The following is a 21,947-nucleotide window of genomic DNA, read 5'->3' as shown; positions in this document are numbered from 1 at the left end:
GGATTGTCAGAGGCGCGTGCTCTCATGGGGGGCATGATCGAAGACAACGAAACCATCGACGAGTTTCTCGCCCGGCACGTCACCGACGTCGAGGAGGCGGTCCGCAAGGCGGCCGCCGCCGAGATCATGCCGCGCTTCCGCCAACTGGCGGCGCACGAGGTCGACCAGAAGAGCGGCCCGCACGATCTGGTGACGGACGCCGACCGCAAGGCCGAGCTGTATCTGACGGAGGCGCTCGCCACGCTGCTGCCCGGTTCCGTCGTGGTCGGTGAGGAGGCGGTGCACGCCAACCCGGCCACGTACGAGGCGCTTCAGGGCGAGGCGCCGGTGTGGATCGTCGACCCGGTCGACGGCACCCGCCAGTTCGTCCACGGCGACCCCGGCTTCTGCACCCTGGTCGCGCTCGCCCAGTGCGGCGTCCTGCGCGCCTCGTGGACGTATGCTCCCGCCCTCGACCTCATCGCCGTCGCCGTGCGGGGCAGGGGCGCCACCCTCGACGGCGCGCCCCTGCGGGCCGGCTCGCCCGTGCCGGGGGAGGACCTGAGGGTGGCCACGTCCCACCCGGACTACACGACCGACGAACAGAAGCGGGCCCTCCTCGGCCTGTACACCGACGGCGTCGCCGCGCGCCCCTGCGGCTCGGCCGGCCTGGAGTATCTGGCCGTCGCACGCGGCGCGTTGGACAGCACGGCCTTTTCCTGGGAGGCAGCGTGGGATCACGCCGCGGGCATCCTCCTGGTCGAGGAGGCCGGCGGCACGCATCTGACCCGCACGGGCGAGCCGTTCCGCATCACCGGCGGCAACGCCCTGCCGTTCACCACGGCCCGCGACGAGATCACGGCGCGCCGGGTGGTGGGCCTGCTGTCGGACGGGGCCTGAGCTGCGCGGCGGGCGTGTCGCCCGCCGCACTCCCGCCCATGCCCCACCCGTGCCCCGGCCCTGTCAGTGCCCCGTCATATCCTGATCCCGAGTGGCCATCGGCTGACGAAGGAGTCCGAAGGTGCCGTCGATGCTCGATGCGGTCGTGGTGGGTGCGGGGCCGAACGGACTGACGGCTGCCGTGGAGCTGGCACGCCGGGGCTTCTCCGTGGCCGTGTTCGAGGCGCGCGACACCGTCGGCGGGGGCGCCCGCACCGAAGAGCTCACCCTGCCCGGCTTCCGGCACGACCCGTGCTCCGCCGCGCACCCGCTGGGCATCAACTCGCCCGCGTTCAACGCGATGCCGCTGGAGCGGTACGGCCTTCAGTGGCTGCACGCCGAGCGGCCCATGGCGCACCCGTTCCCCGACGGGACGGCCGCGGTGCTGGCCCGGTCGGTGGCCGAGACGGCGGCCTCGTTCGGGCCGCGTGACGCCGGGGCGTACCGCAGGCTGGTCGAGCCGTTCCTGCCCAGATGGGACACCCTGCTCCGCGACTTCATGTCGCTGCCGTCGACCGCCCTGCCCCGCGACCCGGTCACCCTGGCACGCTTCGGCCTGGTCGGCCTGCCGCCCTCCACCTGGCTGACACGCCGCTTCCACGACGAGCGCGCCAAGACCCTGTTCGCCGGGCTGGTCGCCCATGTCATGGCCCCGCTCGGCGGCCTCGCCACCGGCGCCGTCGGCCTGGTCTTCGCACTGGCCGCGCACGCCCGCGGCTGGCCCGTGGCCCGCGGCGGCTCGGGGGCCATCTCGGACGCGCTCACCGCGTACCTGAAGGACCTCGGCGGCACCGTCCACACCGACTACGAGGTCAAGCGCCTCGACGACCTGCCGCCCGCCCGCGCGTACGTCTTCGACACCTCACCCGCCGCCCTGGCCCGGATCGCGGGCTTCGGCCGCTACTACGAGACGTACCGGTACGGGGCGAGCGTCTTCAAGATCGACTACGCGCTGGACGGTCCCGTGCCCTGGACCGCGCCGGAGGCGCGTGGCGCCGGCACCGTCCAGGTGGCGGCCGACGAGTCCGAGATCGGCGCCGCCCTGTACGCGGCCTCCCGCACGGAACGCGCCCCTGACCCGCCCTTCCTGATCACCGTGCAGCCCAGCGTCGCCGACCCGACCCGCGCCCCCGAGGGCAAGCACGTCTTCTGGGCGTACGGCCATGTGCCGAACGGCTGGACCGGGGACCTCACGGACGCCGTCGAGCGTCAACTGGAGCGTTTCGCACCGGGGTTCCGCGACCGCGTCCTGGCCCGTGCGACCGCCGGCCCGCCCGAACTGGCCGCGCGCAACGCCAACTACGTCGGCGGGGACATCGCCTGCGGCGCCGCCTCCGGCCTGCAACTCCTGTTCCGCCCCAAGCTGTCCCTGTTCCCCTACAGCACCCCGCATCCGGCGGTCTTCATCTGCTCGTCGGCGACCCCGCCGGGACCCGGCGTACACGGTATGTCGGGGCACAACGCGGCCAAGGCGGTGTGGCGGCGGCTGCGCGCCGAGCCCACCTGACGTACTGACGGCGTCCTCGCGCTCAAGCGCACGTGATCCTCATCTGCCCCCGACACCTCCGTGCGAGGACGGTTCGTATGCGACATCCCCCGACCCCCCTCAGATTCGGCTACGGCACCAACGGCTTCACGAACCACCGTCTGACCGACATCCTCGCCGTCCTCGCCGACCTCGGCTACGACGGCGTGGCCCTCACCCTCGACCACGCGCACCTCGACCCGTACGCCGACGATCTGAGCCGACGCGTGGCCGTGCTCGCCCGGCACCTGGAGCGGCACGGGCTGGACATCACGATCGAGACCGGTGCGCCCTACCTCCTGAACCCCTGGGGCAAGCACCTGCCCACGCTGATGTCGGACGGCTCCGAACTCAGGATCGACCTGCTGCGGCGCGCCCTGCGCGTCGCCGCCGACCTCGGCTCGCCCACCGTCCACCTGTGCAGCGGCCCCGCGCCGGACCGGCTGCACGAGGAGGACGCGTGGAAGCGCCTCGCGGCCGGCGTCGAGACGGTCCTTCAGACGGCGGAGCGGTACGGGGTGGCGCTCGCCTTCGAACCGGAGCCGTACATGTTCGTCGACACCGTGGAGCGCTGCCTGGACCTCGCCGAACGCGTCGGCGGGCACGAGCTGTTCGGGATCACCCTGGACGTCGGGCACGCGCACTGCGTGGAGGAGCGGTCCGTGCTCGACTGTGTGCGGCTGGCCGCCCCACGGCTGCGGAACACTCAGATCGAGGACATGCGCCGCGGCCTCCACCAGCACCTGGAGTTCGGCGCCGGCGAGATCGACTTCCCTCCGGTGCTGGCCGCTCTGCGCGATCTCGGACACCGTGGCCTCGTCTCGGTCGAGATCCAGGGCGGGACACTCGACGCCCCCGACGTCGCCCGCCGCTCGATCGAGTTCCTGCGCGCGGCGACGGGACAGGAGCCAGGCCCCGACGGAAAACCTCGGCCGCTACCGACGCCCCGGGCTGGTATAGAGGCCCCATGACCGCCATCACACTCATCCAGGGCGACATCACCCAGCAGTCCGCCGACGTCATCGTCAACGCGGCGAACTCCTCCCTCCTCGGTGGCGGAGGCGTCGACGGCGCCATCCATCGCCGGGGTGGTCCCGCCATCCTCGCCGAGTGCCGTGACCTGCGAGCATCCCGGTACGGCAGGGGCCTGCCCACCGGTCAGGCGGTCGCCACCACGGCGGGCGAGCTGGACGCGCGCTGGGTGATCCACACCGTGGGCCCGCGATTCGTCCCGGGCGAGGACCGGTCGCTTCTGCTGGCCTCCTGCTACCGGGAGTCGCTGCGGGTCGCGGACGAACTGGGTGCCCGTACGGTCGCGTTCCCGGCCGTCTCCGCCGGGATCTACGGGTGGCCCATCGCCGACGCCGCCCGGATCGCGGTGGAGACGGTGCGGGCGACGGAGACGGACGTCGAGGAGGTCAGGTTCGTGCTCTTCGACGCGCAGGTGTACGAGGTGTTCGCCGGGCAGGTGGCCCGCACATGAGAACGTCCGGGCCGGCCCGTGGGGGCCGACCCGGACGCCGTGATCACAGCGGACTCATCCGACTCAGACGAGGTCGAACCGGTCGAGGTCCATGACCTTGGCCCACGCCGCGACGAAGTCCTTCACGAACTTCTCCTTCGCGTCATCGCTCGCGTAGACCTCCGCGAGCGCGCGCAGTTCGGAGTTCGAGCCGAAGACAAGGTCGGCACGGGTGCCGGTCCACTTGACCTCGCCCGTGGCCGCGTCGCGGCCCTCGAACGTGTCCTGGGCCTCGGACGTCGACTTCCACTCCGTACCCAGGTCGAGCAGGTTGACGAAGAAGTCGTTGGTCAGCGTGCCCACGCTGTCGGTGAAGACGCCGTGCGCGGACTGGGCGTGGTTGGCGCCCAGGACACGCAGGCCACCGACGAGGACCGTCATCTCCGGGGCGCTCAGGGTGAGCAGGTTCGCCCGGTCGAGCAGCAGGTACTCGGCCGGCAGGCGGTTGCCCTTGCCGCGGTAGTTGCGGAAGCCGTCGGAGGTGGGCTCCAGCGCGGCGAACGACTCGGCGTCGGTGTGCTCGTCCTTCGCGTCCACACGGCCCGGGGTGAAGGGCACCTCGATGGCGTGGCCGGCGTCCTTGGCCGCCTTCTCCACGGCCGCCGAACCGCCGAGCACGATCAGGTCCGCCAGGGACACCTTCTTGGCACCGGAGTTGAACTCCTGCTGGATGCCCTCAAGGGTGCGCAGGACCAGCGCCAGCTGGTCGGGGTCGTTGGCCTCCCAGCTGCGCTGCGGCTCCAGGCGGATGCGGGCGCCGTTGGCGCCGCCGCGCTTGTCGCTGCCGCGGAACGTCGAGGCCGACGCCCAGGCCGTGCTGACCAGCTGCGAGACGGTCAGACCCGAGTCGAGGAGCTTGGCCTTGAGGGCAGCGATGTCGGCGGCGTCGATGGCCTCGCCCTCGGCCTCGGGCAGCGGGTCCTGCCACAGCAGGGTCTCCTCCGGGACCTCCGGGCCGAGGTACAGCGACTTCGGGCCCATGTCGCGGTGGGTCAGCTTGTACCAGGCGCGGGCGAAGGCGTCCGCGAACTCCTCCGGGTTCTCGTAGAACCGGCGGGAGATCGGCTCGTAGATCGGGTCGAAGCGCAGCGACAGGTCGGTGGTGAGCATCATCGGGCGGTGCTTCTTCGACGGGTCGTGCGCGTCCGGGACGATCTCCGGGGCGTCCTTGGCCACCCACTGGTGGGCGCCGGCCGGGCTCTTGGTGAGCTCGTACTCGTACTCGAAGAGGTTCTTGAAGAACCCGTTGCTCCACCGGGTCGGGGTGGTGGTCCAGGTGACCTCCAGGCCGGAGGTGATGGCGTCCGCGCCCTTGCCCGTGCCGAAGGTGCTCTTCCAGCCCAGGCCCTGCTCCTCCATGGAGGCGGCCTCGGGGTCGTTGCCGACGTGGTCGGCGGGGCCCGCGCCGTGGGTCTTGCCGAAGGTGTGGCCGCCGGCGATCAGGGCGACCGTCTCCTCGTCGTTCATCGCCATGCGACGGAACGTCTCACGGATGTCGCGGGCCGCGGCGATCGGGTCCGGGTTGCCGTTCGGGCCCTCCGGGTTGACGTAGATGAGGCCCATCTGGACCGCACCGAGCGGGTTCTCCAGCTCACGGTCGCCGCTGTAGCGCTGGTCGTCGAGCCAGGTGGTCTCGGGACCCCAGTAGACGTCCTCCTCGGCCTCCCACACGTCCGCGCGGCCGCCGCCGAAGCCGAAGGTCTCGAAGCCCATCTGCTCCAGCGCGACGTTGCCCGTGAGGACCATCAGGTCCGCCCAGGACAGGCTCTGGCCGTACTTCTTCTTTACCGGCCACAGCAGACGGCGGGCCTTGTCGAGGTTGCCGTTGTCCGGCCAGCTGTTGAGGGGAGCGAAGCGCTGCTGGCCGGCCCCGGCGCCGCCGCGGCCGTCGCTGATCCGGTAGGTGCCCGCGCTGTGCCAGGCCATGCGGATCATGAGCGGGCCGTAGTTGCCGAAGTCGGCGGGCCACCAGTCCTGGGAGGTCGTGAGGACCTCGGCGATGTCCCGCTTCACGGCCGCGAGGTCGAGGGACTTGAACGCCTCGGCGTAGTCGAACTCCTCACCGAGGGGGTTGGCCACCTCGGGGTTCTTGGCAAGGATCTTCAGGTTGAGGCGCTCCGGCCACCACTGACGGTTGCCGCCGCCCTGCGTCGGGTGCGCGGCGCGCCCGTGCGTGACCGGGCACCCACCCGCGCCCTCGGCCTTGGGGTCGGTGACGATTGCATCAGGGTTCTCAGCCATGGGAAACCTTCCGGACTAGTGGATCACTGTGCTCAGACAGCTTGAGGGGTTGAACAGTCGGGGCACACGCCCCAGTAGATGACCTCGGCCTCGTCGATCGAGAAGCCGCGGTCGTCGGCCGCGGTCAGACAGGGGGTGTGGCCGACCGCGCAGTCGACGTCGGCGACGACACCGCACGACCGGCACACGAGATGGTGGTGGTTGTCCCCGACACGCCCCTCGAACAGGGCCGGGCTCCCGGGGGGCTCGATGCGGCGTACGAGGCTCGCCGTGGTGAGAGCGTGGAGCGCCTCATAGACGGCTTGAAGGGAGATATGGCCCACGCGCTCGCGTACCCCGGCGGCGATCGCCTCGACGTCGAGGTGGTCACCGTCGCGGACGGTTTCGAGCAGCGCGACGCGGGCGGCCGTCACCCGCAGGCCGGCACCGCGCAGCTCCTCTGCGGTGGTCGGGGTCTGGGGTGCAGTCATGCTCCCAACCTACCGGCATAAACACGAATGATTCAAGGGAATGAATAACCCAAGCGTGGCGCGGTCGCTTGGGTGGTGACTTGCTCCAGTTTTGCCCCAGTATGGTACGGGCTGCCGATCCGATGGCGGTCTGGGAGCGCGGTGCGGGGGCCGGGAACTGGGCCCGTGATCCATCAGCTCTCGGTGTCGAGCCGGACGTGCTCGATGTCTTCGTCGAGGAAGGCGGTCAGGTCCTGGGCCTCGGCGCGGACGGCTTCTTGTTCCAGGGCGGTCAGGGGGCGGAGGGGGCTGATGCGGAGGTGGCGGTCGCGTACGGTCCAGGTGGCGGTGACGCGTCCGTCGACGAGGACCATGCGGTGGCCTGCGACGGACAGACCGAGGTGGGGGGCGTCGATGACGCGGCCACGGTCGTGGTAGCCGAGGATGGCGTTGTCGAAGGCCGGCAGGAACCGGACGGGGGCCGGGGTGTCGGGGTGGGGGCGAGGCGCGTCGGGCAGATCGAGCAGTTCGCGGCCGCGTTCGTCGCGGAAGACGACGAGTTCTTCTCGGGCGGCTTTGACAGCGGCGGGAAGTCCGGCGAGGCCGCACCAGGCGCGCAGGTCCGCGCTGGCGGCGGGCCCGTAGGCGGCGAGATAGCGGCGCAGCAGCTGCTGCCCGACGGGATCGCTGTCGCCGGCGGGCAGGGGGTCGATGTCCCGTTCCAGCCAGGTGGCCAACGGCAGGTTGCGTACGCCGGCGGTCTGCTGCCAGAGGCCGCGGGGCGGGAGCTGGGCCATGGGGATGAGGGCTGCGACGAGCAACTCGCCCAGGACCCGGCGCGGTGGGCCCGGCCAGCGGTCTTCGAGAGCCTGTACGAGCTCGCGCATGGTGCGGGGCTGCTGGTCGGCCAGGGCCGCGCGGCCGGCGGCGGCGACCTCGTCCAGGTCGAGGCCGGCCAGTTCGCGCCGGTAGGTGCCCAGCACTCGCTGGCGCAGCATGGTGTCGTGGCGGGCCCGCCAGGCGAGCGCGTCGTCGGAGGTGACGAGGTGGACGGTGCGGCGCATCAGGTGAGTGCGCACCACGGTGCGGCCGGTCAGCGCATCGTCCAGTTGCCCGGGCTTGAAGCCGGCCAGGCGGGACCACAGCCCGATGAACGGTTCCTGGGGCTCTTGCGCCTGCAGGCCGCACAGGTGGGCCACCGCCTCGGGCACGGATGTGCCGCTGCGGGTGAGCAGGTGCTGGCGGGCGAGGGTGGCGCGGTTGAGGGCCCGGTTGTCGAGGACGGTCATCGCTGGTTCAGCCGTTGTACGGGGCGGTGACGTCCAGGACCCAGGTGACGCCGAAGCGGTCGGTGAGCATGCCGTACAGCGGCGCCCACGGCGCGGGCTCCAGCGGACGCACGATGGTCGAGCCCTCGGCGAGCCTGCCCCACAGGGCGTTGACCTCCTCGGCGTCGTCACCGCGTACGGAGACGAAGAACGGGTTCTCGCCCTGGTTCCAGGGCACCTGCGAGGGCACGTCGTAGGCCATGACGTGGAAGCCGTTGTCGCCGGCCACCTCGCCCCACATCACCCAGTCCGCCTCGTTCTCGTTCTGCACGGCACCCGCGTCCCTGTAGGTGACCGCGACAGTACGTCCGCCGAAGACGGACCGGTAGAAGTCCAGCGCCTCACGTGCGGTGCCCCGGAAGTTCAGGTGAGTGGTGGTCGTGACGGACATGACCTGCTCCTTGCCTCGATAGGACGAATACGCCGCCGGCCGTCCAGGCCCAGATGGCGGCTGCCGTGACCCAGGAGCGATGGCTCCCGAACGGCTCGCATGTCACCCTGGCGGAGGTAGAGGACAGGGTGTGTCCTGTACTGCGGTGAGGATGGAACTCATGCGGAAAACATCCTCGCGGCTGCTCACGCTGCTCTCCCTGCTTCAGACGCACCGTGACTGGTCCGGCGAGGATCTCGCCGAGCGCCTCCACATCAGCTCGCGCACCGTGCGCCGTGACATCGACCGGCTGCGCGAACTCGGCTACCGCATCACCACCGTCAAAGGACCGGCCGGCGGCTACCGCCTGGAGGCCGGCACTCATATGCCACCCATGCTGTTCGACGACGACCAGGCCGTCGCCCTGGCGGTCGCGCTGCAGACCGCGGCCACCGGCACCATCGTCGCCGAAAACGCCACCCGGGCCCTGGCCACCCTCCGCCAGGTCATGCCACCCCGCCTGCGCCACCGCATCGACCTGCTGCGTATCACCGCCGTCCCACCGCCCGAAGCCCGCGACACCCCGCAGGTCGACACTCAGGTCCTGGTGGATCTCGGCCGCGCCATCCACGCCCGCGAGGAACTGCGCTTCGACCACACCCCGGGCGCGAGCACCTCGGCCGACAACCCCCGCCGCGTACAACCCCACCACCTGGTCACCTGGCGTCATCGCTGGTACCTCGTGGCCTGGGACCTCGACCGCGAGGACTGGCGCACCTTCCGCGTCGACCGCGTCCGCCCCCGCACACCCACCGGCCCCCGCTTCGCGCCGCGTGAACTCCCCGGCGGCAACGTCTCCACCTTCATCACCAGCCGGTTCCGCGGCAACGACGGCACCACCACCGACTGGGCCTGCCAAGGAGAAGTCGTCCTCCACCTCCCGGCTGCCGAAGTCGCACCCTTCGCCCAGGACGGAATCGTCGAGGAACTCAGCCCCCATCACTGCCGGCTGACCCTCGGCTCCTGGTCATGGACCGGACTCGCCACCACCATCGGCCGCTTCGACACCGACATCGAGGTCATCGGCCCACCCCAACTGGCCACGGCATTCGCAGACCTCGCCGCCCGCTACGCCCGCGCCGCAGGCACCACAGGACCAGGGCGGACAAGGCGTGTCAGCGGTGGCTCAGCACGTTGACCACGCGGCCGCTGGGATCGCGGACGAAGAACCGCCGCACTCCCCACTCCTCGTCCTGCAGCGGGTGAACGATCTCCGCGCCGCTGTCCCGCATGACCGCGTAAGCCGCGTCCACGTCGTCGACTTCGACGCTCATATCGGGGGTGACCGGTGCGGTTTTGTCGCTGGTCATCACGCTGACCTGCGCTGCGGGAGTGGACGGCGAGGCAAGCGTCATGATCCAGCCGAGATCCATGACTTCCTCAAAGCCCAGCAGGCCATAGAACTCCCGGCTCTCCTGCGCGGCCTCTGACTGGATGATGGGCATGACACGGCGAACGGCCATCGACGACTCCGGATGAGAACGGACACGGATCCAGGACTGTCCAGGGGTACTACGGCCCGTCCGCCGCCGCACGCACTTTCACAACACGTCCTAGGCGGCGCCGGGGTCGCTCAGTCCCCTTCAGATGCGTCGCTGATCCCCAGGCGCAGGTGCTCCACGTGGTACACCGCCTGGTCGAGCAGTTCGGCGACGTGGTGGTCGTGCAGCGCGTACACCACCGAACGGCCTTGCCGCTCACCGACCACCAGTCCGAGGTTGCGCAGCAGGCGCAACTGGTGCGAGCACGCGGACTGCTCCATGCCCACCTCGGCCGCCAACTCCGTCGCGGGCAGCGGCCCTTCGCGCAGCCGCGCGAGGATCAGCAGACGGGACGGGGTCGAGAGGGCCTGGAGGGTCGTGGCCACCTTCGCGGCGTTGGCCGCGTCGAGGCGTACGCGAGGGGTGGCGTCCTGCGCGGCGGTGACGGCTCCATGACCCATGGCGTACATCTTACCCATCGCCCTTGAAGGAATGAACGAGTCTTCATGTGTTCCTGTATGGTGGCCGGGTGTCCACGACTCTCGCCCCACCACCGGTCCGCCCGTCCGCGCCCTCGGCGCCCCGCCGCCGTACCCGCGTCCTCGCCCTGCCCGAGGCCCGCTGGGCCCTCGCCGCGACCCTCGCCTTCCTGCTCGCGTTCCCGCTGGACCTGACCGGCGCCCCCGCCTGGCTGTACGGGCCGCTCTACGTGATCGCGTACGCGGCCGGCGGCTGGGAACCCGCCCTCGAAGGGCTGCGCGCCCTGCGCGAGAAGACGCTCGACGTCGACCTGCTGATGATCGTCGCGGCACTCGGCGCTGCCGCGATCGGGCAGGTCCTGGACGGTGCGCTGCTGATCGTCATCTTCGCCACCTCCGGTGCGCTGGAGGCCCTGGCCACCGCCCGCACCGCCGACTCCGTACGAGGCCTGCTCGACCTGGCCCCCGCGACGGCCACCCGGCTGTCGGCGGACGGCGCCGTCGAGGAGACCGTCCCCACGGACCAACTGGCCGTGGGGGACGTCGTCCTGGTCCGCCCCGGCGAGCGCATCGGCGCCGACGGACGCGTACTGGACGGCGAGAGCGAGGCCGACCAGGCCACCATCACCGGCGAACCCCTGCCCGTACCCAAGGCCCCGGGCGACGAGGTCTTCGCGGGCACCCTCAACGGCACCGGCGCCCTGCGCGTCCGTGTGGAACGCGACCCGGCCGACTCCGTCATCGCCCGCATCGTGACCCTCGTCGAGGAGGCGTCGGAGACGAAGGCGCCGACCCAGCTCTTCATCGAGAAGGTCGAACAGCGCTATGCCGTCGGTGTGGTGGCCGCCACGCTCGCCGTCTTCGCCGTCCCGCTCGCCTTCGGCTCCGACCTCACCAGCGCCCTGCTCCGTGCGATGACCTTCATGATCGTCGCCTCGCCGTGCGCCGTCGTCCTGGCCACCATGCCGCCGCTGCTGTCGGCCATCGCCAACGCCGGACGGCACGGTGTGCTGGTCAAGTCGGCCGTGGCGATGGAACGGCTCGGCGAGGTCGACGCGTCGGCGATCGACAAGACCGGCACCCTGACCGAGGGCACGCCGGAGGTCACCGACGTACGGCCCCTGCCCGGCTCCGGGCTCGACGAGGACGCTCTCCTCGCGCTGGCCGCGGCCGCCGAACACCCCAGCGAACACCCGCTGGGCCGCGCCGTCGTGACGGCCGCCCGCGCCCGCGGCCTCAGCCTCGCCCCCGCGGAGGACTTCGCGGCCGTGCCCGGGCAGGGGGTGCGCGCCACGGTCGAGGGGCGCCAGGTGACCGTCGGGCGTGCGGGGGAGTACGCCGACGAGACCGGCGGGACCGGGACTGGAACCGGAACCGTGATCCTCGTCGAACGTGACGCGACCCCCGTCGGCACCCTCACCCTCACCGACCGGCTCCGTCACGACGCCCCCGCCGCCGTCGCCGCGCTCACCGCCGTCACCGGCACGTCCCCCGTCCTGCTCACCGGCGACAACCGGGCCACGGCCGCGCAGGTGGCCGCGGACACCGGTATCACCGACGTACGCGCGGGCCTCCTGCCGGAGGGCAAGGTGGATGCGGTACGAGCCTTCCAGGGTGAGGGGCGCAAGGTGCTGTTCGTCGGCGACGGCGTCAACGACGCGCCGGCTCTCGCTGCCGCGCACTCCGGTGTGGCGATGGGGCGGGCCGGATCCGACCTGGCGCTGGAGACCGCGGACGCGGTCGTGGTGCGTGACGAGCTGACCGCGATCCCGGCGGTCGTACGGCTGTCCCGGACCGCCCGTCGGCTGGTCGCCCAGAACCTGGTCATCGCCGGGACGTGCATCGCCGTGCTGGTCGTGTGGGACCTGGCCGGGAATCTGCCGCTGCCGCTCGGTGTGGCCGGGCACGAGGGGTCGACCGTGCTGGTGGGCCTGAACGGGCTGCGGCTGTTGCGGGAATCCGCCTGGCGGAGGGCGGCGTCGGGCGTCTGACGGGGGAGGGTCCCGCAGGGCGCCGGGAGGGCCGGCCGGCAGCACACGAGACAGGACCAGCTCGGTTCCCAGGTCGCCGCACCTTCATGTCGGATTCCTGCCAGCCACGCACCCTCTTCGTCCCCGATCCTGGATCCATGCGGAACGGAATGCACACCGACGTCGAGCGCTGCGTGCGTGCCGTGCAGTCGAAGGACGCGCGGTTCGACGGGTGGGTCTACACGGCCGTCCTGACCACACGGATCTACTGCCGGCCGAGCTGCCCGGTGGTGCCGCCCAAGCCGGAGAACATGACGTTCTACCCGAGCGCGGCGGCCTGCCAGCAGGCAGGGTTCCGGGCGTGCAAGCGGTGCCGCCCGGACACCAGCCCCGGCTCACCCGAGTGGAACCAGCGCGCCGACCTCGTGGCCCGCGCCATGCGGCTCGTCGCGGACGGGGTCGTGGACCGTGAGGGCGTGCCCGGGCTGGCCCGGCGGCTCGGGTACAGCACCCGCCAGATCGAGCGGCACCTCCTCGCCGAGCTGGGCGCCGGGCCGCTCGCCCTCGCCAGGGCCCAGCGGGCGCAGACGGCGCGGCTGCTCATCGAGACGACCGCGCTGCCGATGGCGGAGATCGCGTTCGCGGCCGGGTTCGCCTCGATCCGTACCTTCAACGACACCGTGCGGGAGGTCTACGCGCTGTCGCCGAGCGACCTGCGCGAGCGGGCGGCCAAGCGGTCGTGCGCCCCGCCGGTGACGGCCGCCGACTCCTCCGGCACCCCGGGGGTGCTGGCCCTCCGCCTCCCCTTCCGGGCCCCGCTCAACCCCGACAACCTCTTCGGCCACCTCGCCGCCACCGCCGTACCCGGCGTCGAGGAGTGGCGCGACGGGGCGTACCGCCGCACCCTGCGTCTCCCGTACGGCCACGGCATCGTCGGACTCACTCCCGCCCCCGACCACATCGCCTGCCGCCTCACCCTCAGTGACCTGCGGGACCTGCCCGTCGCCATCAGCCGCTGCCGTCGCATGCTCGACCTGGACGCGGATCCCGTGGCCGTGGACGACCAGTTGCGCACGGACCCGGTGCTGGCGCCGCTGATCGACAAGGCCCCCGGCCGCCGGGTGCCGCGTACCGTCGACGAGGCCGAGTTCGCCGTACGGGCCGTGCTCGGACAGCAGGTCTCCACGGCCGCCGCCCGCACCCACGCCGCCCGCCTGGTCACCGCGCACGGCGAGCCCGTGAACGACCCCGAGGGCGGCCTCACCCACATCTTCCCGTCCCCGGAGGCACTCGCGGACCTCGACCCCGAGTCCCTCGCGATGCCCCGGACCCGCCGCACGACGTTCACCACGCTCGTCCGCCACCTCGCGGACGGCACCCTCCACCTGGGCGTCGACAGTGACTGGGAGGAGACGCGCGCCCAGCTCCTCGCCCTGCCCGGCTTCGGCCCCTGGACGGTCGACGTCATCGGGATGCGTGCCCTCGGCGACCCCGACGCGTTCCTCCCCACCGACCTCGGCATCCGGCGTGCCGCACAGGAGTTGGAGCTGCCGTCGACTCCGGCCGCGCTCACCGCCCGCGCGGCGGCCTGGCGGCCCTGGCGGGCCTACGCGGTCCAGTACCTGTGGGCGACCGACAGCCACCCGATCAACTTCCTTCCTGTATAGGGATGTTCAGCATGAAGCAGCACACCGTGATCGACAGCCCCTACGGCCCTCTCACCCTCGTCGCGGACGAAGGCGCCCTGTGCGGCCTCTACATGACCCACCAGCGCCACCGCCCGCCGGAGGAGACCTTCGGCCCGCCTGACGACACCCTCTTCGGGGAGGCGGAGGACCAGCTGAAGGCCTATTTCGCCGGTGAGTTGAAGGAGTTCACTCTCGAACTGCGGCTGCACGGCACCCCGTTCCAGCGCAGCGTCTGGGAACAGCTCACACGGATCCCCTACGGCGAGACCCGCTCGTACGGAGACCTCGCCGATGCCCTCGGCAACCCCAGGGCGTCACGGGCGGTCGGCCTGGCCAACGGCAGGAACCCCGTCGGCATCATCGTCCCCTGCCACCGTGTGGTCGGCTCCGACGGCAGCCTCACCGGATACGGCGGCGGCCTGGAGCGCAAGCAGCGCCTGCTGGACTTCGAACGGGGAACGGCCCTCTTCTGAGGGACCGCGCGATCCGCATCCGCATCCGCAGCCGTGAAGGGCCGCTCACGCGCTCGCGGCGCCGAACCGGCGCAGCACCTCCGGCAGGGCGGTCCCGATCGGCTCCCGTACGACCTCGTCCGCGCGGTCGTCGTACGGCGTCGGCTCGGCGTTGACGATGATCAGCCGTGCCCCGTGGTCGGCGGCGACACCGGCGAGCCCGGCGGCGGGCTGCACCTGGAGGCTGGTGCCGACGGCGATGAACACCTCGCACGCCTTGGTGATCGCGACCGCCTCGCCCAGCACCACGGGATCCAGCCGCTCGCCGAACATCACCGTCGCCGTCTTCAGGATCCCCCCGCACTCCAGGCACGGGGGATCGGCCTCACCGGCCTCGACCCGAGCGAGCGCGTCCTGAGTGGGCACCCTGGTGTGACACTTCGTGCACACGACGGATCGTGCGGTGCCGTGCAGTTCGAGGACCTTGCGGGCGGGCATCCCGGCGAGCTGGTGCAGCCCGTCCACGTTCTGCGTGATCACCCGCACCGGCACCCCGGACCGCTCCAGCTCGGCCACGGCCCGGTGCGCGGCGTTCGGCTCGGCCCGCAGCACCTGGTTCTTCCGCCGCATCTGCCACGACCGCCGCCGGATCTCCGGATCGCCCATGTAGTACGCGTACGTCACCAGCTTCTCCGCCTCCGGATCCCGCCGCCACAGCCCACTGGGGCCGCGGTAGTCGGGGATCCCGGAGTCGGTGGAGATGCCTGCGCCACTGAGGAGGGCGACGAGGGGCTTCTTCATGCGCCCGAGGGTAGGGCGCCCGCCCACGCGGAGCGAACGGTTAACGCGGCTGAGGTGCCCGTTGGCCGCCCCGGCCTCAGCCCACCCGCTTCCCGTTCTCCAGCTCGGCCGTCCCCGAGTCCCGGGCCAGGACCTCCAGCGCGGCGAGCACACGGAGGCCCAGGGTTCCGGGGAGGTGGGTGGCCAGCTCGTCCGGCTCCACCAGGCGCCAGGACAGCAGCTCCTCCTCCTGCAACCGGATCGCCTTGAGGTCGTCCTCGCCGAGGACCCCGCCGTCGTACACGTACGCCACCAGCGGCGGCCGGGCCGTCCCCTGGACCCAGTCCACGGCGAGCAGGCGCCCCAGCTCCACGTCCAGCCCGATCTCCTCGGCGGTCTCGCGCCGGGCGCCCTGTCGTGGGGTCTCGCCGATGTCCGACTCGATCGTGCCCCCGGGAAGCGCCCACCCGTCCCGGTAGTTGGGCTCCACGAGCAGCACCCGTCCCTCGGTGTCCCGGAAGAGCGCGGCGGCCCCGGCGAGAACGCGGGGCAGGCCGGCGATGTACGCGGCGAAGTCTGGAGTCGTCATTCGGGAAGGGTAACGAGCACCGGCGACTCCACCGGGGCGCGAGAGGGGGGCGAAAGGAATCGTCCGGGGCGCGCGGCTCAGCGCGCCGTTTCCGCGAACGCTGCTCGGTCCGCCGTCCGAGCCAACCGCACCGTGCGCTCCGCCAGTTCACTGATCCGTACCCCGTCGAACCCGAACACCGCGCTGCGGACCGTGTCCTCCAGGGGGTCCTTCCACTGCGGGGGGATCGCCCCGGCGCCGCACAGGACGCCGGCCACCGAGCCCGCGGTGGCACCGTTCGAGTCGGTGTCGAGGCCGCCGCGGACGGTGAGGGCGATCGTCCGGGTGAAGTCGCCGTCGCCGTACAGGAGTCCCGCGGTGAGGACGGCGACGTTGGGGATCGTGTGGATCCAGCCGAGGCCGGAGGTCTCCTCGGACAGGGTGACCAGGGTGTCCTCCCAGCCCAGCCCCGTCTCGTGCAGTGAGAGGACCCGGCGCACCGTACGGGCCAGGCGGCTGCCCGCCGGGATCACCGTGAGCGCGGTGTCGAGCGCCGAGCGCACGGTCGGCGCGGTGAACGCGGCCGCGATGAGCGCCGCCGCCCACATCGCGCCGTACACGCCGTTGCCGGTGTGCGACAGGACCGCGTCACGCCGGGCCAGCGCGGCCGCCTGGCGGGGCAGACCGGGGCAGGTCCAGCCGTAGACATCGGCACGGATCAGAGCGCCGATCCACTCCTGGTAGGGGTTGTCGTACGTGGCGGTGAGCGGTGGTTCGAGGCCGTTCGCGAGATTGCGGTAGGCGGCCCGCTCGGCGGTGAACGTCTGCAGATACGGCAGCCGCAGCAGCCACAGTTCGCCGACCTGGCCGGTGGTGAAACCGAAGCCGTACGTCTCCAGCAGGTCGAGGCCGAGGATCGCGTAGTCCACGTCGTCGTCGCGGCAGCTGCCGTGGACGCGGCCGCGTACGCACTGGCGCCACTCCGGGCGCAGTGCGAGGCGGTCGCCGTCGTCGGCGGGCTCGGGGAGGTAGTCGGTCAGTGGCAGGGCTCCGGCCTGCCGCAGGTAGCGGTCGATACGGGCCCGCGTCCAGTGGTCGCCCTGCTCGACCGGCTTGCCGAGCATGTTGCCCGCGACCCGGCCGAGCCAGCCCCCGAGGACGCGGTCGGCGAGGTCGGTGCCCAGAGGGGTCATACGTCCGGTTTACCGAATCCGGCGCGGTTCCGCCCGGCCGGCCTCCCCGTTCGCCGCGTCAATCTCCGTACCGGACTCACGTCAACCTTCGTCCAGGGACACGGCGACACGGGATGTCCGCCTGGTTTACTTCCCGGCGTCCGTTTGGTTCCGGACGGCAATCGTCCGCCTTGCGCCAGGAGTGTCATGACCTTGATGAGCCGTACGATCACGCTCGCGGCCCTGTCCCTCGCCGCCCTGTTCGCCGCGGTCCCGGCCCACGCGGCGCCCGCGGAGCCCCTCGTCCAGTCCGGCGACATCCACGTCCTCACCGGGGACTACGACGTCCTGGAGGACGTGATGGAGCACATCAGCATGCCCAGCGGAGACGGCAACGCCATGATGCACCAGTTCTACGACCACAGCGGTGCCTCCGTCCCGGAGTGAGCGCCGCCAGGCAGACGGGAGTTTGATGACAGGACCCAGGGGGCCCCGAGACCCGGGCGTCCACCCTGGGCAGTGGCCTCTGTCACCGGTTAGGGTCCTTGCGGCGCGGCTGCCTTGACATGTGCAAGGCCCGAAGAGTGAGGGGAAAACCAGGTGACGGGAACTGCGCGGGTGCTGATCGCCGCGGACAAGTTCAAGGGCTCACTGACGGCCGTGCAGGTCGCGGATCGGGTGACGGCGGGTCTGCGGAGGGTCGTGCCGGAGGCCGAGGTCGAGGCGCTGCCCGTGGCCGACGGCGGCGACGGGACGGTGGACGCGGCGGTCGCGGCCGGGTTCGAACGCCGGGAGGTACGGGTCACCGGCCCTCTCGGCGAGCCCGTCACGGCGGCGTACGCGCTGCGCGGTGACACCGCCGTCGTCGAGATGGCCGAGGCCAGCGGGTTGCAGCGACTGCCCGCCGGGGTGTTCGCGCCGCTGACCGCCACGACGTACGGGTCAGGTGAACTGTTGGCGGCCGCGCTGGACGCGGGCGCGCGGACGATCGTGTTCGGTGTGGGCGGGAGCGCCACCACGGACGGCGGCTCGGGCATGCTGGCCGCGCTCGGGGCCCGCTTCCTCGACGCCGACGGAGAACCCGTCGGACCCGGGGGCGGAGCACTGAGCGCCCTGGCCACCGCCGACCTCTCGGGCCTCGACCCCCGGCTCACCGAGATCGAGTTCGTGCTGGCCAGCGACGTGGACAACCCGCTGACCGGACCCAAGGGCGCGCCCGCCGTGTACGGGCCGCAGAAGGGGGCGACCCCGGACGACGTGGCGGTGCTGGACGCGGCGCTGGGTCACTTCGCGAAGGTTCTGGAAGAGGCGATCGGCGCACGGGCGGCCGAGTACGCCACCTCGCCGGGTGCGGGTGCGGCGGGCGGCATCGGGTACGGCGCCCTCATCGTGGGCGCCGGTTTCCGTCCGGGCATCGAGGTCATGCTGGATGTCCTGGGCTTCGCGCCCGCGCTGGAGCGGGCCACGCTGGTGATCACCGGTGAGGGCTCCCTGGACGAACAGACACTCCACGGCAAGGCTCCCGCGGGTGTCGCCGCGGCCGCCCGCGCAGCGGGCAAGGAGGTCGTCGCGGTCTGCGGCCGGCTCGCACTGTCACCGGAGACCCTTGGCCGGGCGGGTATCGCCCGTGCCTACCCGCTGACCGAGGTGGAGCCCGACGTGCAGCGGTGCATCGCGGATGCGGGCCCGATCCTGGAGTCCGTGGCGGAACGGCTCGCGAGGGACTTCTTGACCTGACGACGGGGACCGCCAGGGGTGTTTCGCCCCCGCCGCCCCTACTCGTCCCATCCCAGGGGCGCTGCCCCCTCGACCCCGCCAAGGGGGGCTACGCCCCCTGGACCCCCGGGGCTTCGCTGAACGTCAGCCCGTCCGGCGTTTGAGGACGAGGCCGTTCAGGCCGACAAGCGGGGGTCTGGGGGCGGCAGCCCCCAGGGATGGGACGGGTAGGGGCGGCGGGGGCGAAATCCGCCTGCCGGTCGGACGCGCGGCGAGGCCCGACACGAAGGAGGGCCCGAACCGGAGTGGTTCGGGCCCTCGTCACACACAACGTCCACCGGACGCCTACGGCAGCTGCGCCGCCCGCGCCTCACGCCGGTTGCCGCGGAAGTTGTTCACCCGGCGGGCCGTGGCGAACAGCGGGATCACCGCACCCATGACCAGCTGCAGCGCACAGCCCGTCTGGAGCAGCAGCTGTCCGCTGGGGGCGTCGAAGGCCCATGCGGCCAGGAGCCCCATGCTCAGCACGATCCAGGAGAGCATCGCCACCGCGAGGCGCCCCCGCGGCTTCGGGTACTCGACCCGGCTCACCATCAGCCACGCCGTACCCAGGATCGCCAGCAGCGTCGCCACGAAGGGCAGCTCCAGCAGGATGATCGAGACGACCGTGAGCGCGCCGAACGGTGACGGCATGCCCTGGAACGTGCCGTCCTTCACCGTCACGCACGAGAAACGGGCGAGTCTCAGCACCACCGCGAGCAGCACCACGACGGCTCCCACCGTCGCCACCCGCTGGTAGGCGTCGTCGGCGACCATGCCGTAGACGAGGACGAAGTACGCCGGCGCCAGACCGAAGCTGATCAGGTCGGAGAGGTTGTCCAGCTCCGCGCCCATCGGCGAGGACCGCAGCTTGCGCGCCACGAGGCCGTCGAACAGGTCGAAGACCGCCGCGCACAGCATGAGGATGACCGCCGTGGCCGCGCTGTTGCGGGCCATGCCGGACTCCTGGCTGCCGGTGAGGTGCGGGATCAGGATGCCGGTGGTGGTGAAGTACACCGCCATGAAGCCGCACGTGGCGTTGCCGAGCGTCAGGGTGTCCGCTATCGACAGGCGCAGCGACAGCGGCATCTCCTCCTCGTCGTCGTCATCCACCGCGTCGGGCACCCAGCCGGCCTGTGTATCGGGATCAATCACGGTCAATGCGAGTCACCCCAGCCACGGTCTTCTGCCCGACCTCGACCGCGACCTCGACGCCTTCGGGGAGGTAGATGTCGACGCGCGAGCCGAAGCGGATCAGCCCGATGCGGTCACCCTGCTCGACCTTGGTGCCCTGCGGGATGTACGGGACGATACGGCGGGCGACCGCGCCGGCGATCTGGACCATCTCGATGTCACCGAGCTCGGTGTCGAAGTGCCAGACGACGCGCTCGTTGTTCTCGCTCTCCTTGTTGAACGCCGGAACGAACCCGCCCGGGATGTGCTCGACCGACGTGACCGTGCCGGAGAGCGGCGCGCGGTTCACGTGGACGTTGAGCGGGCTCATGAAGATCGCGACGCGGGTGCGGCCGTCCTTCCACGGCATGATGCTCTGCACCACACCGTCGGCGGGCGAGATGACTCGGCCCTGGGCGATCTCGCGCTCGGGGTCGCGGAAGAACCACAGCATGCCGGCCGCGAGAGCGGTGGCGGGTACGGCCACGGCCTTGGCGGCGCCGGAGCGGCGCGCGCGGACCAGGCTGAGGGCTGCGGTGGCGACGGTCGGGAGAAGCCACGGCGATGCTCCGCGCGCGAGGCGTACGCCGGCCAGGCTGTCGCGTGGTGCAGAGGTTTGGCTGTGGGGCATGGATGACCTTCGTAGCGGATGATGCCGCGCTGTGACTGGGGACGGCGGCTTTTCCGGGATCGTACCGGTCGCGGGCCACAACTGGGCAAGCCAGGAAGCCGAGTCGGCGGCTGAAGACCGTTGACAGGGTGTGATCTTCTTCTCGAAGAAAACACCCGTAAACGGACGTCTAGCCCTGGAATCGATATTCTTCGAGCAGTCTGCGCCCGATGATCATTTTCTGGATTTCGGCGGTACCTTCACCGATCAGCAGCATCGGTGCCTCACGGTAGAGGCGCTCGATCTCGTACTCCTTGGAGAAGCCGTAGCCGCCATGGATCCGGAAGGCGTCCTCCACGACTTCTTTGCAGTATTCGGAGGCGAGGTACTTCGCCATCCCCGCTTCGAGGTCGTTTCGTTCGCCCGAGTCCTTTTTGCGAGCCGCGTTGACCATCATGGCATGGGCGGCCTCGACCTTGGTAGCCATCTCCGCCAGCTTGAACTGAATCGCCTGGTGCTGGGCGATCTGCTTGCCGAAGGTGTGTCGCTGCTGGGCGTACCGGACACCCAGTTCGAAAGCACGCTGAGCGACGCCACAGCCACGCGCCGCCACATTCACCCGGCCTACCTCGACTCCGTCCATCATTTGGTAAAAACCTCGGCCGGTGACACCGCCGAGTACACGATTGGCCGGAATGCGCAGTCCGTCCATGATGAGCTCGGTCGTGTCGACGCCCTTGTAGCCCATCTTGTCGATCTTGCCGGGGATGGTGAGCCCCGGGCGGACCTCGCCGAAACCGGGCTCCTTCTCGACGAGGAAGGTCGTCATCGACCGGTGGGGCGCCGCGGCCGCCTCAGAGGGGGAGTGTCCTTCGTCACTCCGCACGAGGACGGCAACCAGGGTTGACGTTCCGCCGTTCGTGAGCCACATCTTCTGGCCGTTCAGGACGTACTCGTCACCCTCCTTCACGGCCTTCGAGGTGATGGCCGCCACATCCGAGCCCAGTCCCGGCTCCGACATCGAGAAGGCACCCCGGACCTCGCCCAGCGCCATCTTCGGCAGGAAGGTGTCCTTCTGCTCCTGTGTGCCGTGCTGCTTGAGCAGGTACGCCACGATGAAGTGCGTGTTGATGATGCCGGACACGGACATCCAGCCGCGGGCGATCTCCTCCACACAGAGGGCGTACGTGAGGAGGGACTCGCCCAGGCCGCCGTACTCCTCGGGAATCATCAGACCGAACAGACCCAGCTCCTTCAGGCCGTCGACGATCTGCTGCGGGTACTCGTCGCGGTGCTCCAGTTCGGTCGCGACCGGGATGATCTCCTTGTCGACGAAGTCCCGCACGGTGGAGACGATCTCCTGCTGAATGTCGGTCAGACCGTGGGTCTGGGCGAGTCGCGCCATG

General features: G+C 71.2%; 22 protein-coding genes. 10 read left to right on the top strand and 12 right to left on the bottom strand.

Annotated elements, in window-relative coordinates:
* Nucleotides 1-33: 33 nt before the first annotated feature.
* From IE262_RS19920 to IE262_RS19905, 4 genes are all read left to right on the top strand, one after another.
* Complete coding sequence (locus IE262_RS19920; RefSeq protein ID WP_189875257.1) at nucleotides 34-879, top strand: inositol monophosphatase family protein; 846 nt, start codon at nucleotides 34-36, stop codon at nucleotides 877-879.
* Between the two features lie 130 nt (nucleotides 880-1,009).
* Nucleotides 1,010-2,425 carry a phytoene desaturase family protein gene (locus IE262_RS19915; RefSeq protein WP_189875254.1) on the top strand — a complete coding sequence of 472 codons (1,416 nt, stop codon included), beginning with the start codon at nucleotides 1,010-1,012 and terminating at the stop codon, nucleotides 2,423-2,425.
* Between the two features lie 77 nt (nucleotides 2,426-2,502).
* Complete coding sequence (locus IE262_RS19910; RefSeq protein WP_189875253.1) at nucleotides 2,503-3,414, top strand: sugar phosphate isomerase/epimerase family protein; 912 nt, start codon at nucleotides 2,503-2,505, stop codon at nucleotides 3,412-3,414.
* A complete protein-coding gene (locus IE262_RS19905) occupies nucleotides 3,411-3,926 on the top strand; it encodes an O-acetyl-ADP-ribose deacetylase (RefSeq protein WP_134028145.1) in 516 nt (171 codons plus the stop codon). The genes IE262_RS19910 and IE262_RS19905 overlap by 4 nt, the downstream gene beginning before the upstream one ends.
* A gap of 63 nt (nucleotides 3,927-3,989) precedes the next feature.
* Here IE262_RS19905 and katG read toward each other — a convergent pair whose 3' ends face one another.
* The 4 genes from katG to IE262_RS19885 all read right to left on the bottom strand — a co-directional run bounded on the left by katG (nucleotide 3,990) and on the right by IE262_RS19885 (nucleotide 8,374).
* Nucleotides 3,990-6,206 (bottom strand): catalase/peroxidase HPI, encoded by a 2,217-nt coding sequence (gene katG / locus IE262_RS19900; RefSeq protein ID WP_189875251.1) that lies wholly within the window; start codon nucleotides 6,204-6,206, stop codon nucleotides 3,990-3,992.
* A gap of 32 nt (nucleotides 6,207-6,238) precedes the next feature.
* Complete coding sequence (locus tag IE262_RS19895; RefSeq protein ID WP_134028141.1) at nucleotides 6,239-6,676, bottom strand: Fur family transcriptional regulator; 438 nt, start codon at nucleotides 6,674-6,676, stop codon at nucleotides 6,239-6,241.
* A gap of 173 nt (nucleotides 6,677-6,849) precedes the next feature.
* Entirely contained in the window at nucleotides 6,850-7,944 is a 1,095-nt protein-coding gene (locus tag IE262_RS19890) for a winged helix DNA-binding domain-containing protein (protein WP_189875249.1), read from the bottom strand.
* 7 nt (nucleotides 7,945-7,951) lie between these two features.
* Nucleotides 7,952-8,374 (bottom strand): VOC family protein, encoded by a 423-nt coding sequence (locus IE262_RS19885; RefSeq protein ID WP_134028137.1) that lies wholly within the window; start codon nucleotides 8,372-8,374, stop codon nucleotides 7,952-7,954.
* 160 nt (nucleotides 8,375-8,534) lie between these two features.
* Between IE262_RS19885 and IE262_RS19880 the strand changes: the two genes are divergently transcribed.
* Nucleotides 8,535-9,551: a helix-turn-helix transcriptional regulator gene (locus tag IE262_RS19880; RefSeq protein WP_189875247.1), complete on the top strand. Its 1,017-nt coding sequence runs from the start codon at nucleotides 8,535-8,537 to the stop codon at nucleotides 9,549-9,551.
* Here the strand turns inward: IE262_RS19880 and IE262_RS19875 are convergent.
* Nucleotides 9,529-9,876 (bottom strand): VOC family protein, encoded by a 348-nt coding sequence (locus IE262_RS19875; RefSeq protein ID WP_189875245.1) that lies wholly within the window; start codon nucleotides 9,874-9,876, stop codon nucleotides 9,529-9,531. The two genes, IE262_RS19880 and IE262_RS19875, sit on opposite strands and share 23 nt — an antisense overlap.
* Before the next feature lie 110 nt (nucleotides 9,877-9,986).
* Nucleotides 9,987-10,355 carry an ArsR/SmtB family transcription factor gene (locus IE262_RS19870; RefSeq protein ID WP_189875243.1) on the bottom strand — a complete coding sequence of 123 codons (369 nt, stop codon included), beginning with the start codon at nucleotides 10,353-10,355 and terminating at the stop codon, nucleotides 9,987-9,989.
* A gap of 68 nt (nucleotides 10,356-10,423) precedes the next feature.
* Here IE262_RS19870 and IE262_RS19865 point away from each other — a divergent pair, with 68 nt between their 5' ends.
* From IE262_RS19865 to IE262_RS19855, 3 genes are all read left to right on the top strand, one after another.
* Entirely contained in the window at nucleotides 10,424-12,364 is a 1,941-nt protein-coding gene (locus tag IE262_RS19865; protein WP_189875241.1) for a heavy metal translocating P-type ATPase, read from the top strand.
* Between the two features lie 149 nt (nucleotides 12,365-12,513).
* A complete protein-coding gene (locus IE262_RS19860) occupies nucleotides 12,514-14,010 on the top strand; it encodes a DNA-3-methyladenine glycosylase 2 family protein (RefSeq protein ID WP_189875402.1) in 1,497 nt (498 codons plus the stop codon).
* An 11-nt stretch (nucleotides 14,011-14,021) separates the two neighbouring features.
* Entirely contained in the window at nucleotides 14,022-14,504 is a 483-nt protein-coding gene (locus tag IE262_RS19855) for a methylated-DNA--[protein]-cysteine S-methyltransferase (RefSeq protein ID WP_189875239.1), read from the top strand.
* Nucleotides 14,505-14,549: 45 nt separating this feature from the next.
* Here the strand turns inward: IE262_RS19855 and IE262_RS19850 are convergent, their stop codons facing one another.
* From IE262_RS19850 to IE262_RS19840, 3 genes are all read right to left on the bottom strand, one after another.
* On the bottom strand, nucleotides 14,550-15,284 hold the full coding sequence (locus IE262_RS19850) for an SIR2 family NAD-dependent protein deacylase (protein WP_134028123.1): 735 nt from the start codon (nucleotides 15,282-15,284) through the stop codon (nucleotides 14,550-14,552).
* Nucleotides 15,285-15,360: 76 nt separating this feature from the next.
* On the bottom strand, nucleotides 15,361-15,852 hold the full coding sequence (locus tag IE262_RS19845; protein WP_134028121.1) for an NUDIX domain-containing protein: 492 nt from the start codon (nucleotides 15,850-15,852) through the stop codon (nucleotides 15,361-15,363).
* A gap of 77 nt (nucleotides 15,853-15,929) precedes the next feature.
* Nucleotides 15,930-17,024, bottom strand: a complete 1,095-nt coding sequence (locus tag IE262_RS19840) for an ADP-ribosylglycohydrolase family protein (protein WP_189875238.1) — start codon at nucleotides 17,022-17,024, stop codon at nucleotides 15,930-15,932.
* Between the two features lie 195 nt (nucleotides 17,025-17,219).
* Between IE262_RS19840 and IE262_RS19835 the strand changes: the two genes are divergently transcribed.
* Complete coding sequence (locus IE262_RS19835) at nucleotides 17,220-17,450, top strand: hypothetical protein (protein ID WP_134028117.1); 231 nt, start codon at nucleotides 17,220-17,222, stop codon at nucleotides 17,448-17,450.
* Between the two features lie 171 nt (nucleotides 17,451-17,621).
* On the top strand, nucleotides 17,622-18,740 hold the full coding sequence (locus IE262_RS19830; RefSeq protein WP_166681525.1) for a glycerate kinase: 1,119 nt from the start codon (nucleotides 17,622-17,624) through the stop codon (nucleotides 18,738-18,740).
* Nucleotides 18,741-19,064: 324 nt separating this feature from the next.
* Here IE262_RS19830 and pssA read toward each other — a convergent pair whose 3' ends face one another.
* From pssA to IE262_RS19815, 3 genes are all read right to left on the bottom strand, one after another.
* Complete coding sequence (gene pssA, locus IE262_RS19825) at nucleotides 19,065-19,847, bottom strand: CDP-diacylglycerol--serine O-phosphatidyltransferase (RefSeq protein WP_373305089.1); 783 nt, start codon at nucleotides 19,845-19,847, stop codon at nucleotides 19,065-19,067.
* Nucleotides 19,848-19,905: 58 nt separating this feature from the next.
* Nucleotides 19,906-20,562 (bottom strand): phosphatidylserine decarboxylase, encoded by a 657-nt coding sequence (locus IE262_RS19820; protein ID WP_134028113.1) that lies wholly within the window; start codon nucleotides 20,560-20,562, stop codon nucleotides 19,906-19,908.
* 169 nt (nucleotides 20,563-20,731) lie between these two features.
* Nucleotides 20,732-21,946: an acyl-CoA dehydrogenase family protein gene (locus tag IE262_RS19815; protein ID WP_134028111.1), complete on the bottom strand. Its 1,215-nt coding sequence runs from the start codon at nucleotides 21,944-21,946 to the stop codon at nucleotides 20,732-20,734.
* Between the last annotated feature and the right edge of the window lies 1 nt (nucleotide 21,947).

Source organism: Streptomyces bluensis (genome assembly GCF_014650715.1).
In the GTDB taxonomy this organism is placed as follows: Bacteria; Actinomycetota; Actinomycetes; order Streptomycetales; family Streptomycetaceae; genus Streptomyces; species Streptomyces bluensis.
Note: the sequence above shows the minus strand (reverse complement) of the source record. Positions and strands in the feature narration are given on the sequence as shown.